Source organism: Cupriavidus sp. LA-1 (genome assembly GCF_055385985.1).
Window position 1 is genome coordinate 1,354,370 of record NZ_AP031388.1, and the last position, 15,242, is coordinate 1,369,611.

The 15,242-nt window shown below is 69.9% G+C and carries 11 protein-coding genes; 7 read left to right on the plus strand and 4 right to left on the minus strand.

Annotation, left to right across the window (positions count from 1 at the left end):
* Positions 1-200: 200 nt before the first annotated feature.
* Positions 201-2,201, minus strand: a complete 2,001-nt coding sequence (locus ACZ5MJ_RS25420; RefSeq protein ID WP_464226453.1) for a sigma-54-dependent Fis family transcriptional regulator — start codon at positions 2,199-2,201, stop codon at positions 201-203.
* A 219-nt stretch (positions 2,202-2,420) separates the two neighbouring features.
* Positions 2,421-3,461, minus strand: a complete 1,041-nt coding sequence (locus ACZ5MJ_RS25425; protein ID WP_464226454.1) for an LLM class flavin-dependent oxidoreductase — start codon at positions 3,459-3,461, stop codon at positions 2,421-2,423.
* A gap of 191 nt (positions 3,462-3,652) precedes the next feature.
* Between ACZ5MJ_RS25425 and ACZ5MJ_RS25430 the strand changes: the two genes are divergently transcribed.
* Entirely contained in the window at positions 3,653-4,408 is a 756-nt protein-coding gene (locus tag ACZ5MJ_RS25430; RefSeq protein WP_432261606.1) for an IclR family transcriptional regulator, read from the plus strand.
* A gap of 12 nt (positions 4,409-4,420) precedes the next feature.
* On the opposite strand, the gene ACZ5MJ_RS25435 is transcribed toward ACZ5MJ_RS25430, so the two are convergent.
* Positions 4,421-7,210 (minus strand): hypothetical protein, encoded by a 2,790-nt coding sequence (locus tag ACZ5MJ_RS25435; protein WP_464226455.1) that lies wholly within the window; start codon positions 7,208-7,210, stop codon positions 4,421-4,423.
* A gap of 214 nt (positions 7,211-7,424) precedes the next feature.
* Here ACZ5MJ_RS25435 and ACZ5MJ_RS25440 point away from each other — a divergent pair, with 214 nt between their 5' ends.
* The 6 genes from ACZ5MJ_RS25440 (at position 7,425) to ACZ5MJ_RS25465 (ending at position 14,157) form a co-directional block, all read left to right on the plus strand.
* Positions 7,425-8,138, plus strand: coding sequence for an IclR family transcriptional regulator (locus tag ACZ5MJ_RS25440; protein ID WP_432261604.1), 714 nt, complete (start codon positions 7,425-7,427; stop codon positions 8,136-8,138).
* Positions 8,139-8,202: 64 nt separating this feature from the next.
* Positions 8,203-9,810 carry an OPT/YSL family transporter gene (locus ACZ5MJ_RS25445; protein WP_464226456.1) on the plus strand — a complete coding sequence of 536 codons (1,608 nt, stop codon included), beginning with the start codon at positions 8,203-8,205 and terminating at the stop codon, positions 9,808-9,810.
* Positions 9,811-9,863: 53 nt separating this feature from the next.
* Positions 9,864-11,048, plus strand: coding sequence for an aminotransferase class V-fold PLP-dependent enzyme (locus ACZ5MJ_RS25450; RefSeq protein ID WP_464226457.1), 1,185 nt, complete (start codon positions 9,864-9,866; stop codon positions 11,046-11,048).
* A 42-nt stretch (positions 11,049-11,090) separates the two neighbouring features.
* Entirely contained in the window at positions 11,091-11,846 is a 756-nt protein-coding gene (gene pepE / locus ACZ5MJ_RS25455; protein ID WP_464226458.1) for a dipeptidase PepE, read from the plus strand.
* Positions 11,847-11,979: 133 nt separating this feature from the next.
* Entirely contained in the window at positions 11,980-13,140 is a 1,161-nt protein-coding gene (locus ACZ5MJ_RS25460) for a porin (protein ID WP_464226460.1), read from the plus strand.
* A gap of 60 nt (positions 13,141-13,200) precedes the next feature.
* The gene (locus ACZ5MJ_RS25465) at positions 13,201-14,157 is read left to right on the plus strand and encodes a DUF1177 domain-containing protein (RefSeq protein ID WP_464226461.1); all 957 of its coding nucleotides are present in this window, start codon (positions 13,201-13,203) and stop codon (positions 14,155-14,157) included.
* 25 nt (positions 14,158-14,182) lie between these two features.
* Here the strand turns inward: ACZ5MJ_RS25465 and ACZ5MJ_RS25470 are convergent, their stop codons facing one another.
* Entirely contained in the window at positions 14,183-15,160 is a 978-nt protein-coding gene (locus ACZ5MJ_RS25470; protein ID WP_464226462.1) for a DedA family protein/thiosulfate sulfurtransferase GlpE, read from the minus strand.
* Between the last annotated feature and the right edge of the window lie 82 nt (positions 15,161-15,242).

Consider the following 15,242-nt stretch of genomic DNA (forward strand, 5'->3'; position numbering starts at 1 on the left):
GCCAGCCGTATTTGCAATGGCTGTGCCAGCCTGTGCAGGCAGCGAGAACAGGGGAAATCGGGGCGTCAGCGGGGTCGGACGTGAGGGATTACCCCGAAGCGACGCGGCAAAAACGACGCTGCGCTGTGACAGGTGTCACAGCGCAGGTGTACAGGGGGTGGACAACCGTATCGGGCGCGTATGCCGTGCTGCCCGCCGGCCTATGCGTCGGGCGGCTCGGCGCCGCCGTCGCGCCGGTTGGGCGACTGGATGCCGTAGCGCTCCATGCGCCGGTACAGCGTCATGCGGCTCACGCCGATCTGCCGCGCGACCGCGCTCAGGTTCCAGCCGGCGGCGCGCAGGTACTGCATCAGCAGCATGCCTTCCGGCGGCAACGGGTGCGGCTCGGCCGGCGCGCCGGCACATGGCGGTGCGGGCGGCTGCAGCGCCGCGGACGGCGCCGGCCCGGCCAGGCTGTCGGGCAGGTCTTGCAGGTCGATATAGCCGTCGGCGCAGACCGCGCGCGCGTACTCCAGCACGTTGCGCAGCTCGCGCAGGTTGCCGGGCCAGCGGTGGCGGTGCAGCCGCTCGCGTGCGGCGGGCGACAGCGTGGTTTCACCGCCCTGCGCGCTGCCTTCCTGCAACAGCTTGCGGATCAGCCAGTCCAGGTCGGTGCGCTCGCGCAGCGGCGGCAGCGTGAAGCGCGCGCCGTTGAGGCGGTAGTACAGGTCTTCGCGGAAGCGCCCTTCGGCCACCAGCTGCTCCAGGCCGTGGTGCGTGGCGGAGATGACCCGCAGCCGCACCGGCACCGGCCGCGCGGCGCCGACGGGCAGCACTTCGCCTTCGGCCAGCACGCGCAGCAGCCGCGACTGCAGCTCGCGCGGCATGTCGCCGATCTCGTCCAGGAACAGCGTGCCGCCGTCGGCCTCCTGGATCAGGCCGCGCTTGCCGCGCGGGCCCGCGCCGGAAAAGCTGTTGGGCAGGTGGCCGAACAGCTCGCTTTCAATCAGCGTTTCAGGGATCGCCGCGCAGTTCACCGCCACGAACGGGCCGTCGCGGCGCGCGCTGGCCAGGTGCAGGGCCTTGGCAAGATACTCCTTGCCGCTGCCGGTCTCGCCGTGGATCAGCAGGTTGATGGGGGAATCGACCAGCCTGGCCGCGCGCTGCAGTTGCTGCTGCAGCGCGGCATCTCCGCCGGTCAGCGCCGCCAGCGCCGCGGGCATCGGCACGGCAGCTTCGGCGGGCGGCGCCTGCCAGTGCAGCGCCGGCGGCAGCACGCTCAGGTACAGCAGGCCGCCGCTGCGGTGCAGCGCCACCAGCCGCTGCTCGCTCGGCCGCGAGTAGACATAGCGGCCCAGGTCTTCCATGCGCGCGTCGAACAGCGCCTCGAACGGCTGGCCCAGTACCGGGGCACCCGGCGCGCCGCTGAGTTCGCTCTCCAGCATCAGCCTGGCGCGGTGGTTATGGCCGACGATGCGGCCCGCGTCGTCCAGCGCCAGCAGGTATTCGGGATTGACGTCGACAAACTCCGGCGCCACGTTCAGCTTCAGGATCCAGTCGCGCCGGTGCGCGCGCAGGAAGTGGGCATTCTCGATATGCGCGGCGTAGATGCGCACCATCTGCAGCGCCAGCCCCTGGCTGTCCTTGGCCTGCGGCGAAGTCAGCGCGGAGATGTCGAGGATGGCGTGCAGGTTGCCGTGCGTGTCGAACAGCGGCGCGGCGGTGCAGGTCAGCGGGATATGGGTGGCGTCGAAATGGTCGGCCTGGTGCACCGTGAGCGCCTGGCCGGTGGCCAGCGCGGTGCCGACCGCGCAGGTGCCGGCGCCGCGCTCGCTCCACTCGGCGCCCAGGTACAGGCCTGCATGCCGCAGTGCGGCGTCGGTGCGGGCATTGCCGATATAGTCGACCGTCACCCCCTGCGCATCGGTCAGCAGCACCACGTAGCCAAGGCCCGCCACCTGCCCGTACAGGCTCTGCAGGCCGTGGCGCGCGATGCGGGCGAAGTCGTCGATGCGTTCCTGGTGCTCGCGCAGGCGCGGCTGCGGCAGGATGCGCGCCTCCTGCATGCGCGACGGATCGAGCCCGTACTGGTGCACGCAGCGGCGCCATGAGTTCTGGATGATGGCGTCGTGCGCGATCCGGTCCGCAAGCACGGCCGGCGGGGCAAGGTATGTGGTCGCCTGGACCACGGTCTCGATGTGCTCGCGTTGCCGCAGGTCCATCGCTGTCTCCTGTCGTCGCTGCCGTCGGCCCCACCATGTCGAAGATGGGGCGGTGGACCGGGCGGACTGTCGGGCGCGTGCTGCGAACGCCGCGCCTCTCTGTGTCTCGGGCCTTCTAATGTATCCGAGCCGGTCAGCGATGCGCAAACAGGAATGGGGGCGCGCCGGCGGGCGCACGCCGCAAGTGCGGCGCACGCCATGCCGGAGGGCCGCAGGGGCTCAGAGCGCCGAAGCGGTCTTCAGGCTGCGTGCCGCGTCGGCGGCAATGGCAAACGAGCGCAGGCGCGCCTGGTGGTCGTGGATCTGGCCGGTCAGCATCAGCTCGTCCGGGCGCAGGTCGTCGACAAAGCGCTGCATGCCGGCGCGCACGGTGTCGGGATCGCCCACCACCGAGCAGGCCAGCGAGCGCCGGATATGGTCGGCCTCGCTCTCGGTCCACAGCGATTCGATGTCGTCCACCGGCGCACGCAACTGCCCGGGAGTGCCGCGCACCAGCGCCAGGAACTGCTGCTGCAGCGAGCTGAACAGGCGGCGCGCCTCGTCGCCGGTTTCGGCGGCGAACACGTTCAGGCCCAGCATCACATAGGGCCGGTCCAGCGTTTCGGAAGGCCGGAAGGTGCGCCGGTACAGGTCGACCGCCTGGCGCATGAAGCCCGGCGCAAAGTGCGAGGCAAAGGCGAACGGCAGGCCCATGGCCGCGGCCAGCTGCGCGCTGAACAGGCTCGATCCCAGCAGCCAGATCGGCACCTTGAGCCCGGCGCCGGGCACCGCGCGCAGCCGCTGGCCGGGGCGCACATCGTCGAAGTAGGCCTGCAGTTCTTCCACGTCCTGCGGGAAGGTATCGGCGCTGTCGGCCGACAGGTGGCGGCGCAAGGCGCGCGCGGTGGCCTGGTCGGTGCCGGGCGCGCGGCCCAGGCCCAGGTCGATGCGCCCCGGGTACAGCGAGGCCAGCGTGCCGAACTGCTCGGCGATGACCAGCGGCGAATGGTTGGGCAGCATCACGCCGCCCGAGCCTACGCGGATGGTCCTGGTGCCGTTGGCGACATAGCCGATCAGCACCGCGGTGGCGGCGCTGGCAATGCCGGGCATGTTGTGGTGCTCGGCCAGCCAGTAGCGGTGGTAGCCCAGTTGCTCGGCATGGCGCGCCAGGTCGAGCGAGTTGCGCATGGCCTGGCCGGCGTCACTGCCTACAGGAATGGGAGCCAGGTCCAGGACGGACCAGGCAACACCTGTCCCGGTGGGGATAGAGTCGTGATTCATAGGGTGGAAGGCGGGCGGCTGGTGCCGCACGCGGGCAATGCATATGGCTCGCTATATTAGAGACCCCGGCGCGATCGTGCTGGCGGCCTGATCGCGGCCCTTCGGGCGGCGTGGGTATATCCGGGGGGCGCGAAAGATTGAGTCGCGCCGCGCTTGCCCGTACCATGCAGCCCGATGCGAAGGAACAAGCGATGACACTCAAGACACTGGACGGCGCGCTGGCCCTGCTGACCCACTTCACCGTGCGCCAGCCGACCTGGGGCGTGCGCGAGCTGGCCAAGCACAGCGGCGTGCACTACGCCGTGGTGCACCGCGTGCTGGCCACATTCGCCGCCAACGGCTTCCTGGTGCAGGATGCGGGCACCGGCAAGTATTCGCTGGGGCTGCGGCTGTTCGAGCTGGGACAGGTGGTGCGCAAGAGCTTCTCGCCCGACGAGATCGTGCGCCCGGTGCTGGAAAAACTTGCCGCGCAAAGCGGCGAGACCGTGTTCCTGTCGTGGCTCGACGGCCATGAAGGCCTGTGCGTGGGGCTGGTGCAGAGCCAGCACCAGCTGCGCTTTTCGATCGAGCTGGGCGAGCGCTTCCCGCTCTATGCGGGCGCGCATGCCAAGGCCATGCTGGCCTTCCAGGACGATGCCTTCCGTGACGAGGTCTACCGCCAGGGGCTCGCGCGCATGGGCCCGCACATGACGCTGGACCGCGAGCGCATCGAGCCGCAACTTGCCGAAGTGCGCGAACGCGGCTGGGCCCACACGCGCGAAGAGGCCGCTGCCAGCGTGGCCGGCCTGGCGCTGCCGCTGTGGTCGCGCGACCGCAGCGCGGTGGTGGGCTCGGTCGCCATCGCCGGGCCGCAGCAGCGGCTGGACGAAGCCGCGGTGCCGCGACTGCTGGAGGCGCTGCGCGATGCCAGCGGCCGGCTCGAAGACGTCATTGGCTTCGTGCGCTGACTGACCGGTCGCCTACACCAACAGGGCCTTGCCCACCGCCCCGCCCAGCACGCGCTGGCCGATCGCATGGCCCAGCGCGCGATAGCTTTCCCATTGCGCCTCATCGAAGAACTGGTCGCCGGTGGGTTGCTGCGGAAACGCGGGATGGGTCGCGCCGTAGTAGCGCACATCAGCCGGCGCCCATGACACCAGCCGCGGCTTGAGCAGCACGATGCGGCAGGTGCGCGCGCGTGGCGCGCCGCACTCCGGGCCGGTGCGATAGACGTTGAGCAGCACGGCGCATTTGTCGGTTGTCGCCGTGCCCGGCAGGAAGTCGTCCGGCACGCCGAAGACACGGCTCAGCACCGGGTGCGTGGTGGCGGCCTCGGTATCGACCACGATCTCCAGCCCATGGTCGATGCGCGCCAGCCGGATCAGGTTGGCCAGGTCGCCGAAGCGGTAGCCGGGATCGACGCCGCAATCGCACAGCACGATCAGCGATACGTCGCGGCCCGGGCGCAGCAGTTCGTACACGCCGGTATTGTCGAAATGCCCGCCGTCGGACAGGTACTGCCAGCCGCGCCGCGTGCCATGGAAGCGCGCGCTCAGCTCGCAGCCCAGGTAGTACTGCGTGCGAAAGAGCGCGATGCCCGCGGCCAGCAACGGATGTGCGGCACGTTCCGGATAGCGCCTGGCGCGGCCCCGGCGGCCGCCTTCGCGCGCGTGGCTGGCCGGATACGACGGCCACCATATGCCCAGCCGCAGGTTCGCCAGGCCAAGCAGCAAGGCTGTGCCCAGCGTAGTCGCGCGCCCCAGCCTGGTGGAGACGGCCGCGCCCGAGATCGCCATCCAGTCGCCCACCGTGCGCGATTCGGCCAGCTTGCCCGAAGCCGGCGGCGACACGTCGGGGCAGCAGGCCCGGCCGTCGATGGTGAAGCGCGCGTAGGCGTCCGGCGGGATCGCCGCCGCCGCGCCGGGCTGCGCCACGCAGGGGCCGGGCGCGAGGCACAGCGGCTTGCCCTTGCGGTCGCGCTGCACCAGTTGCTCGGCCGGGTCGACGGTCAGGTTCAGCGTGACATTGATCAGGTGCAGCGGCGCCAGCACGCGCGGATCGTAGTAGGTGTTCAGGCTGAGCTGGTCGCCGGGAACGGGCTCGGCCACGCTGAAGCGCGGACGCAGGCTGCCGTCCGGGTCGACGCTCGGGTCGGGGACCGCAAAGCGCTCACCGTTGGACGCCCCCAGGTACGCGCGGGTGAGCCGCGCCGCATAGAACTGGTGCAGCGTCGACAGGTTCAGGAAGCCCGCGAAGCGCCCCATCACCAGCGCCAGCACCAGGCTCACCACGGTCAGCGTGGCCAGCGCCGGGCCGGTATAGGCGTTGCCGAACACCAGCCAGTCGACCGGCTCGCGCCCGTCCCAGCGTACCCACAGCACCAGCCACGACCACAGCACGAACAACAGCAGGGCCAGCACGGCCGCCACCGCGCCCGCCAGCAGCGACAACGGCAGCCGGGCACATAGCGCGCGCCACGGCGTGTCGGTGCTGCCCTGGCGGCCGGCGTCGCGCCAGCGCGAACCGTAGCGCACCAGCCAGACCAGCACGCCCAGCACGGCCACGGGCAGCGCCGCGCCCCACTGGTGGTGGGCCTGGTGGGCATACAGGTAAGTGGTGCGTGCCACCGTGTCGGCAATGCCCAGGGCCGCCAGCCACAGGGTCAGCGTGAGGGCACCGCGCAACGCGCGCGTGGCGCGCACGCGATAGGCGGCCACGGTGCGCGGCTCGCCCCGCAGCAGCGCCAGGCACCACAGCACGCCCAGCAACATCAGCACGCCGAGCGCGAAGAAGAGCTTGCCGATGACCAGCCCCGGACCGAGCCATTCCGACCAGCGCGCCGCGGCCAGCAACAGCAGGCCCTGCAGCGTGGCAAGCAGCGGCGCGGGGCCCAGGAAGCGCGCCGTCGCCTGCGGATCGTTGGCGCGCGGGTAGATCAGCCAGTAGGCCAGCCCGGGCGGCGCCGCGCCCGCCAGCGCCGTGACCAGCGGCAGCCACAGCAGCGTGCTCCACCAGATCGCGCATTCGCCCTGGTTGAAGGCCTGCCGCGCGTCGTGCAGCAGGTCCATCTCATGGCGCCCCAACCCGTAGAAAACACCCATCGCAACGTGTTGCCCGAGCGCCAGCACAGCCAGCAGCACCAGCAGCGCGCTGCCGATCACGTAATGCATGGCCAGCCAGTTGCGCACCACCAGCGCGGCGGCGTAGAGGTTGTCGCCGGCACCGGTGGGCGACAGGTAGCGGCCGTTCTCGCGCAGCCACGCGACCGCGCCGCGGCCGGGATCGGCGGCGTAGGACATCGAGGTATGGATGCGCCCCGGCGGCTCGCACTGCAGCGTGTGATAGGCATCGGCCGCCGCCTGGACCGGGCCGGACCCGCGGCGCAGGCGTCCGGGCACGAACAGGCTGACGAAGAAGGCACCAAGGTAGCCGCCACCGCTGACGGTGGACAGGTAGTCGAACTGCGCCAGCAGCGAAGCCAGTCCCGACACAGTCTGCTCAGCGGCCGCCGGGGTCGTCGCTTCCGGCGCGGCCGCCGGCGCTGCCGCCTTGGCCGGCATCGCGGTACCGGCCATCGCCTGCATCACGCCCAGGCAGAAGGTGGCGCTGCGGATGCCGCCGCCGGACAACGCCAGGGCCCAGTTGCGCTGGCCGTCGCCACTGCGCGGCGCAATGCCTAGCTGGCGGCGGCGCTGGGCAATGCGGGCGGCCTCATCGCCAGTTGCGCCGGTTGCGCCGCCCCCGCCGGCTCCGTGATGTTCCGCGGCCATGCGCGCCCTCCCGGTGGCAGTCGCTCTGCGCCAAGTATAGGCGGCGGCGCTCTGCCGGCATCGCACTGCCGGCACGGCCGATGTTCGCCGAGCCCCGCCACCCGACCCCGAGTTAACCCTGATTGTTGCGGGTCGAGCCGAGGCCTAGCATTTCTCTGTATCAGAGACGTTGTCTCTTATATAGAGACACATGCAGTTGAAGCAACCCGCAACCATGCTCAAGACCCTGGACGGCGCCCTGGCGCTGTTGACCCATTTCACCGTTCGCCAGCCCAGCTGGGGCGTGCGCGAGCTGGCGCGCCACAGCGGCGTGCACCACGCCGTGGTGCACCGGGTGCTGGCCACCTTTGCCGCCAACGGCTTCCTGGTGCAGGACGGGCTGGGACGCTACGGCTTGGGGCTGCGCTGGTTCGAACTGGGGCAAGTGATGCGCAAGACGTTTTCGCCGGCCGAGGTGTTGCAGCCCGCGCTGGAAGCGCTGGCGCGCGAATGCGGCGAGACCGTGTTCCTGTCGTGGCTGGACGGTGGCGAGGGCTTGTGCACGGATATCGCGCACAGCCAGCACCAGCTGCGCTTTTCGATCGAGGTCGGCCAGCGCTTCGCGCTGGACGCGGGCGCGCACGCCAAGGCCATCCTGGCGTTCCAGCCGGAAGCGTTCCGGCGCCAGGTCGCCGGCGACGCGCCCGAACTGGAAGCTCGGCTGGCGCAGATCCGCGCCGACGGCTGGGCCTACACCTGCGAGGAATCCGCCGCCACGGTGGCCGGACTGGCGCTGCCGCTGCGCCACCGCGACACCCAGGCGGTGGTCGGATCGCTGGCCATCGCCGGTCCGCTGCAGCGCCTGACACCCGAGGCGGTGCCCCGGTTGCTGGAGGCGCTGCGCACGGCGCGCAACACCATCGGCCCGGTGGCGGGTTTCATGCGCTGATCGCGCGCAAGGCATCACACACAACAGACAAAACCAGACAACACTACGGGGAGCGGTGGACCACATGACCATGCCAACACAACTGAACGCGCCGATGGCGGCGCAGCCCGCGACACGGACACGCTTCATGGAGCCCTTGCTGCTGCTGGTCTCCGTGGGGCTGTCGGTATTCGGTGCCATGATCGGCATGCAGCTGATCGTGTCGCTGGGGATCTCGGCCAACACTTCGATCATCGGTGCCCTGATCGCGATCGTGTTCTCGCGCATCCCGCTGGAGATCACGCGGCGCTTCCGCGTGCTGGAGCGGCAGAACCTGGTGCAGACGGCGATTTCGTCGGCCACCTTCGGCGCCGCCAACTCGCTGATGATCCCGATCGGCGTGCCGTACGCGATGGGCATGCCGGAACTGGCCACGCCGATGCTGATCGGCGCGGTGATCGCCATGTTCGTCGACGGCGCCATGCTGTACTTCCTGTTCGGCAGCAAGATCTTCCCCGCCACCGGCACCTGGCCGGCCGGCATCGCCACGGCCGAGGCCATCTGGGCCGGCGACCGCGGCGGGCGCAAGGCCGCGTTCCTGGGCCTGGGCATTGCGGTGGGCGTGGGCGGCGCCTGGCTGGGGGTGCCGATGTCCGCGTTCGGCGCGGCCTTCCTGGGCAACCTGGCGGCGCTGACCATGTTCGGCATCGGCCTGCTGGTGCGCGGCTATTCGGTGGCGCTGACCGGCATCGACATCGCCAAGGCCTATATCCCGCACGGGCTGATGATCGGCGCGGGCATCGTCGCGCTGTTCCAGGTCGCCAGTGAAATCCGCCGCGCGCGCAACGCACCGGCGGCCGGCGCGGGCACCATCGAGGTTCCGGCCTCGCGCGCCAGCCGCATCCTGTCGGGCGGCTTCCTGGTCTACCTGGCGATTGCGCTGCTGATCTCGGTGCTGGCCGGCCATGTCTCGGACATGTCGCTGGGCATGCTGGTGGTGTTCGTCCTGTATGCCGCCTTTGCCGCCTACGTGCATGAGCTGATCGTCGGCATCGCGGCGATGCATTCGGGCTGGTTCCCGGCCTTCGCGGTGGCGCTGATCACGCTGACCATCGGCATCCTGATCGGCTTCCCGCCGACGGCGCTGGCGGTGCTGGTGGGCTTTTCCGCCGCCACCGGCCCGGCCTTTGCCGACATGGGCTACGACCTCAAGACCGGCTACCTGCTGCGCGGCGAGGGCCGCGACATGGAGGCCGAGCTGGCCGGGCGCAAGCAGCAGTTCCTGGCCGCGATGATCGGCTTCGCGGTGGCCGCGGTGGTGGTGCTGGTGTTCCACGGCACCTTCTTCGCGCAGAACATGATCCCGCCGGTGGACCGCGTCTATGCGGCTTCGATCAAGGCGGGCTCGTCGGCGGAGATCGCCCGCAACCTGGTGATCTGGGCCATCCCGGGCGCGCTGCTGCAGCTGATCGGCGGCTCCAGGCGCCAGCTCGGCATCCTGCTCTCGACCGGCATGCTGATTGCCTCGCCGCTGGCCGGCTGGGCGGTGCTGGCGGGCCTCGCGATCCGCTTCGTGCTGCAGCGCCTGCGCGGTGACAAGCACGTGGCCGAGATGAGCGCCTTTGCCGGCGGCGTGATTGCCGGCGACGCGCTGTTCAGCTTCTTCGGCTCGGTCACCAAGCTGAAGAAGTAAGCCTTACCCCGGGGCGCATACGCTGCGCCCGCCTGTCATTACCGAGACGTTCCATGGATATCCAAGTAATCCGCGCCGACACCCCGCTGACGGCTTCCACCATCTATCTCGACACGGCCGCGGCCTCGATTCCGCCAGACGCCGTGCTCGATACCGTGCGCAGCTATCTGCTCGATACCGGCCACGTCGGCATCTACCTGCCGGGCTTCCGCAAAGAGACCTATGCACGCGTGGAAGCGGTGCGCGGCAAGCTGGCCGGGCTGCTCGGCTGCGCGGCGGATGAAGTCGCCTTCACCAAGAACGCCACGGAAAGCATCTCCATCGTCGCGCGCGGCATCGACTGGAAGGCGGGCGACGAAGTACTGGTGGCCGACACCGAGATGCTGAGCAACCTGCTGCCCTGGCGCCGGCTGGAGCAATCGCACGGCATCGTCGTGAAGATGGTCGCGGCCAACGCCGAAGGGCTGCTGTCGCCCGAGGCGTTCGAGGCCGCCTTGACCGCGCGTACGCGCCTGCTCACCTTCTCGCACCTGCCCAATTCCACGGGTGCGGTGCAGCCGGCCGCGCGGATCTGCGCGGTGGCACGCCGCCACGGCGTGCTGTCGCTGGTCAATGCGGCGCAGAGCGTGGGCATGCTGCGCTCGGACGTGGCCGAACTGGACTGCGATTTCCTGGCCGGGTGCGGACGCAAGGCGTTGCGCGCGACCGAGGGCTCGGGCTTCCTGTATGTGCGCCGCGCGCTGATCGGGCAAGTCGAGCCCGCGCTGGTGGGCTGGTGGAACGGCGCCTACGACCGCGCTACCGGCGCGCTGTCGCTGGTGGCCGGTGCGAAGCGCTTCGAGGCCGGCTGCCCGATCGTGCCGGCGATCCTCGGCATGGGCACCGCCATCGACTACGCCGCCGCGATCGGCATCGAGGCCATCGAGGCGCGCGTGCGCGACCTGACCGAATACGCGGTGGCCAGGTTCGCGTCGATTCCCGGCTTCGAACTGTATGGCCCGGCCGACGTGGCCAGCCGCATCGGCATCGTGCCGTTCAATGTGCGTGGCGTGGACCCGGCGCGCATCGTCGCCGCGCTGGAAGCGCAGCAATGCATCATCGAAGCCGGCAACTTCATGGCCGACGCCATCCTGGCGCGCTACGGCGTGTCGACCATGGCGCGCGTCTCGCTGCACTACTTCAACACGCATGAAGAGATCGACCGCGTCGCCGCGCTGATCCGCGCCGCGATCGCCTGATCCCGCACAGAACCTCACCAGACTCCTGACGGAAACCAAGACATGACCCAACGCATCCTCCTGATGAGCAGCTCGCGCAAGGACAACCTTGGCTACCTCGAGCACGCCGGCGAGCAGATCCACACGCTGCTCAGGCGCGAGCCGCGCAAGGTGCTGTTCGTGCCGTTCGCCGGCGTGACGTTCAGCTTCGACAGCTATGAAGGCCTGGTCAAGCCGGTGTTCGAGCAGCTGGGCTACGCGCTGGAATCGATCCACCACAGCGCCGACCCGCTGCGCGCGGTCGAGCAGGCCGAGGCCATCGCGGTCGGCGGCGGCAACACCTTTGCACTGCTCAAGCGCATGTACGACGCCGGCATCGTCGACGCGATCCGCGCGAAAGTGCGCGCGGGCACGCCGTACGTGGGCTGGAGCGCCGGCAGCAACGTCGCCTGCCCGACCATCCGCACCACCAACGACATGCCCGTCGTGCAGCCGCCGTCGCTGCGCGCGCTCGGGCTGGTGCCGTTCCAGATCAACCCGCATTTCATCAGCGGCAAGCCCGCCGGCCACAACGGCGAAAGCCGCGAAGAGCGCCTGGCCGAGTTCCTGCACATCAACGCGCCGGAACAGGTGTTTGCGCTGCCGGAGGGCTCGGCGCTGTTCTCGGACGGCACCCACGGCACCGTGCTGGGCGAGCGCCATGCGCTGTGGTTCCCGGCCGAGGGCCAGGTCGAAACCATTCGCGAAGGCGAGACCTTCCCGCTGTCGCAGATCACCGGTCCGGCCGGCATGCAGGACTGGCCGGGCTTTGCTGCCTGAGCCGGCTGCACGGCCCTGATCCGCTGATGCACTGACCCGGGCCAGCCCCGGGTACAACAAACAAAAACCGCTCCGCGGGCCGCAACTTGCCGCCCGCGCGGGCTCCCTTTTGCCCTTTGGAGGAGAAAACAAGATGAGCCAGACCATTCGCCACGCCGTCCGCCTGGCACTGCCGCTGCTGCTGGGCCTGCCGGCCGCCGCGATGGCGCAGTCCGGGGTGACGCTGTACGGCGTGATCGATACCGCGCTGACCTACCAGTCCCATTCGAACCCCGCGGGCGAGGCCCAGATCGGGCTGCAGCAGGGCGGCGAAGGATTCCTGTCGGGAAGCCGCTTCGGCCTGCGCGGTATCGAGGACCTGGGCGGCGGCCTGAAGGCCGGCTTCGTGCTGGAGAACGGCCTGCTCGCCGACACCGGCAAGCTGGACCAGCAGGGCCAGCTGTTCGGGCGCCAGGCGTATGTGAAGATCGGCAACCAGTGGGGCGAACTGGCGCTGGGCCGGCAGTACACCACGGCCAACACCATGCTGTACTACGTCGACCCACTCGGGGTGGGCGCGGCGCCGCCCAATGCGTGGATGGTCTACCTGACCGGCCAGCGCTATGACAACGCCGTCAGCTACACCGGCAACTTCGGCCCGCTATCGGTGATCGCCGAATACGCGCTGGGCGAAACCGCGGGCAACACCCGCGCGACTTCGTCGGTGTCGTTCGGCGCGAAGTACGCCGCGGGCCCGATCACCGCGGTGGGCGACTTCCAGCAGACGCGCGACAGCCAGAGCCGCGCCGCGAGCATCTACCTGGCCGGCCTGAAGGCCGCGGTGGGCCGCGCCAGCCTGTTCGCCAACTACATCCACAGCGATCGCGACGCGGGCTTCGATTCGTCCAGGGGCGGCACCGACACAGCGACGATCACCAGCATGTCCACCGCCGCCACCGCGACCAACCGCGCGGCCTTCAACTCGGTCTTCGGCGGCAGCCGCCACGACGACTTCTTCACGCTGGGCGCGAGCTACGCCATCACCGGCAACGTCACGCTGATCGGCAGCGTGATGCACAACCGCACGCGCGCCGACGGCTTCAGCGGCAACCGCACCACTGGCTACGCGGTCGCCGACTACGCCTTCAGCAAGCGCACCGATGCCTACCTGGCGCTGGCCTACGACCGTGTGCACGGCGACTGGTCGGGCCTGTTCGGCAACAACACCACCAACTGGACCGGCGGCAGCAGCAAGCCGCTGGACGGGCGCGACAGCCAGACCACGGTGATGGTCGGCCTGCGCCACCAGTTCTGACCTTTTTGTAGACGCCCTGCCCGCGCCGCGCGGGCAAGGGCAAATCCTTTGGAGAAAGCCATGGCCCTGCAGCAGACGCTGGTCATTCACGAAGCCCTGGACAGCCCGCACGCCAACGGTGCGGTCGTCAGCGAACTGTTCGCGCCGTACGCGGGCGCCGGCGTGAGCGTGGAAGTGACCACGGTCAACAACGCCCCGCCCGAGAACACGGCCAACACCACCGACTTCATCACCATCGTGATCCCCGGCACCGCCGGCAAGCGTGGCGGCGGCAGCGCGCCGACGCTGGGCGTGATCGGCCGCAATGGCGCCATTGGCGCGCGTCCGGAACTGGTGGGGCTGGTGTCTGATGCCGACGGCCCGATCGGCTGCCTGGCGGTGGCGCTCAAGCTGGCGCAAATGAAGGCGCGCGGCGACCACCTGGCGGGCGACGTGATCGTGACCACGCACCTGTCGACCAATGTCTCGATGCAACCGCACGACCCGGTGCCGTTCATGGGCATGCCGGTCTCGTCCGACACCATGAACGACTACCAGGTGCTGCCGGAGATGGACGCGATCCTGTCGATCGACGCGTCCAAGGGCAACAGCATCATCAAGCACCGCGGCTTCGCCATCTCGCCGACGGCGATGCAGGGCTATATCCTGCGCGTGGCGCCGGACCTGGTGGCGACCATGGAATCCACCACCGGCTGCCCGGCGGTGACCTTCCCGATCTCGCAGCAGGACATCACGCCGTATCACAACGGCCTGTACCACTTCAACAGCATCATGCAGCCGCACGTCGCCACGCGGGCGCCGGTGGTCGGCGTGGCGGTGACGGCGCAGTCGGTGGTGTCGGGCAGCGCGACCTCGGCCAACCACGAGATCGACATCGCCGAAGCGGTGCGCTTCTGCGTGGAAGTGTCCAAGCGCTTCGGCGCCGGCAAGTGCCAGTTCTTCAACCCCACCGAGTGGGACAAGATCCGCGCGGCCTACCCGGACCTGTCGGTATTCCAGACCGCGGGCAAGCGCTGAGCACGGCGCCGGCGGCCCGGCCAGTTCAGGCGGCTTCGGCCGGGCCTGGCTGGTTGGCCGCCTCGGTGGGGGCGGTGCCGCCGTGGCGCCGCTTCCATTCGTCGAAGCCGCCGGCCAGCGCCCAGGTCCTGGGGTAGCCGGCCGCGCGCAGGCGCTCGGCCAGCAGCGCGGCGGACAGCTCATTGGGGCAGGCGCAATAGACCACGATATCGGCCTCGGCATGCGGCACGCCCAGCGCGTCCAGGCTGTCGAGCGCGCCCTGCATGTCCAGCACCATCGAGCCGGGGATGCGCTCCATCGGCGTGTCGCCGTGCGCGCGCACGTCGATCACCACCGGCAGGCTGCCGGCCCGCCGGCGCAATTCCAGTTCATCCACGCTCATGCGCGGCACACGCCGGGTGCGGCGCAGCAGCCGGAACCGGCGCCACCAGCGCCACGCCAGGAACAGCGCGAACATTACCGCCAGCGCCACCAGCGCCATATGCCCATAGGCGCTGAACCCGTCCAGGATGGCGTCGATAAAATCACTGAACACCACGCCGATCAGCAAGGCGCTGCCGGCCCACACCAGCGCGCCGATGGCGTCATAGAACAGGAACACCGGCAGCGGCGTGCCCGTCATGCCCGCCATCGCGGTGGACAAGGCCCCCGCGCCAGGCAACAGCTTGGCGAACACCAGCGCGCGTGGTCCCACGCGCAGGTACAGCGACTGGGTCTGCCGGATGCACGAATCCTGCGAAATCGACACCCGGCAGATCGTGCGCAGCATCGGCTGCCCCAGCCGGCGCCCGGCGAAGAACCAGCCGGTGTCGGCAATCAGGCAGGCGAAGATGACCGCCGCCAGCACTGCGCCGATCGACGGCCCGGTCTCCTGCACGCCCAGCGCGCCGGCGACGAACAGCATCGGGTACGCCGGCACCGGCAGCCCGGCCTGCTCGACCAGCACGTTAAGGAACACCAGCATCAGCCCGTGGTGTTCCAGCAAGGCTTGTAACTCTCCCACCGCGCACTCCCCGTTAGTCCAGGACACCAGTGTGCCAGCCGGCCGCGGTCCTTGCAGCGGCAGCTTTGCATGGGTGTTTCAA

Coding starts and splice junctions, on each gene's coding strand:
- ACZ5MJ_RS25450 (WP_464226457.1), top strand. CDS start 9,864: ATGGATATCCAAGTAATCCGCGCCGACACCCCGCTGACGGCTTCCACC.
- ACZ5MJ_RS25465 (WP_464226461.1), top strand. CDS start 13,201: ATGGCCCTGCAGCAGACGCTGGTCATTCACGAAGCCCTGGACAGCCCG.
- ACZ5MJ_RS25425 (WP_464226454.1), bottom strand. CDS start 3,461: ATGAATCACGACTCTATCCCCACCGGGACAGGTGTTGCCTGGTCCGTC.
- pepE (WP_464226458.1), top strand. CDS start 11,091: ATGACCCAACGCATCCTCCTGATGAGCAGCTCGCGCAAGGACAACCTT.
- ACZ5MJ_RS25420 (WP_464226453.1), bottom strand. CDS start 2,201: ATGGACCTGCGGCAACGCGAGCACATCGAGACCGTGGTCCAGGCGACC.
- ACZ5MJ_RS25460 (WP_464226460.1), top strand. CDS start 11,980: ATGAGCCAGACCATTCGCCACGCCGTCCGCCTGGCACTGCCGCTGCTG.
- ACZ5MJ_RS25430 (WP_432261606.1), top strand. CDS start 3,653: ATGACACTCAAGACACTGGACGGCGCGCTGGCCCTGCTGACCCACTTC.
- ACZ5MJ_RS25440 (WP_432261604.1), top strand. CDS start 7,425: ATGCTCAAGACCCTGGACGGCGCCCTGGCGCTGTTGACCCATTTCACC.
- ACZ5MJ_RS25435 (WP_464226455.1), bottom strand. CDS start 7,210: ATGGCCGCGGAACATCACGGAGCCGGCGGGGGCGGCGCAACCGGCGCA.
- ACZ5MJ_RS25445 (WP_464226456.1), top strand. CDS start 8,203: ATGACCATGCCAACACAACTGAACGCGCCGATGGCGGCGCAGCCCGCG.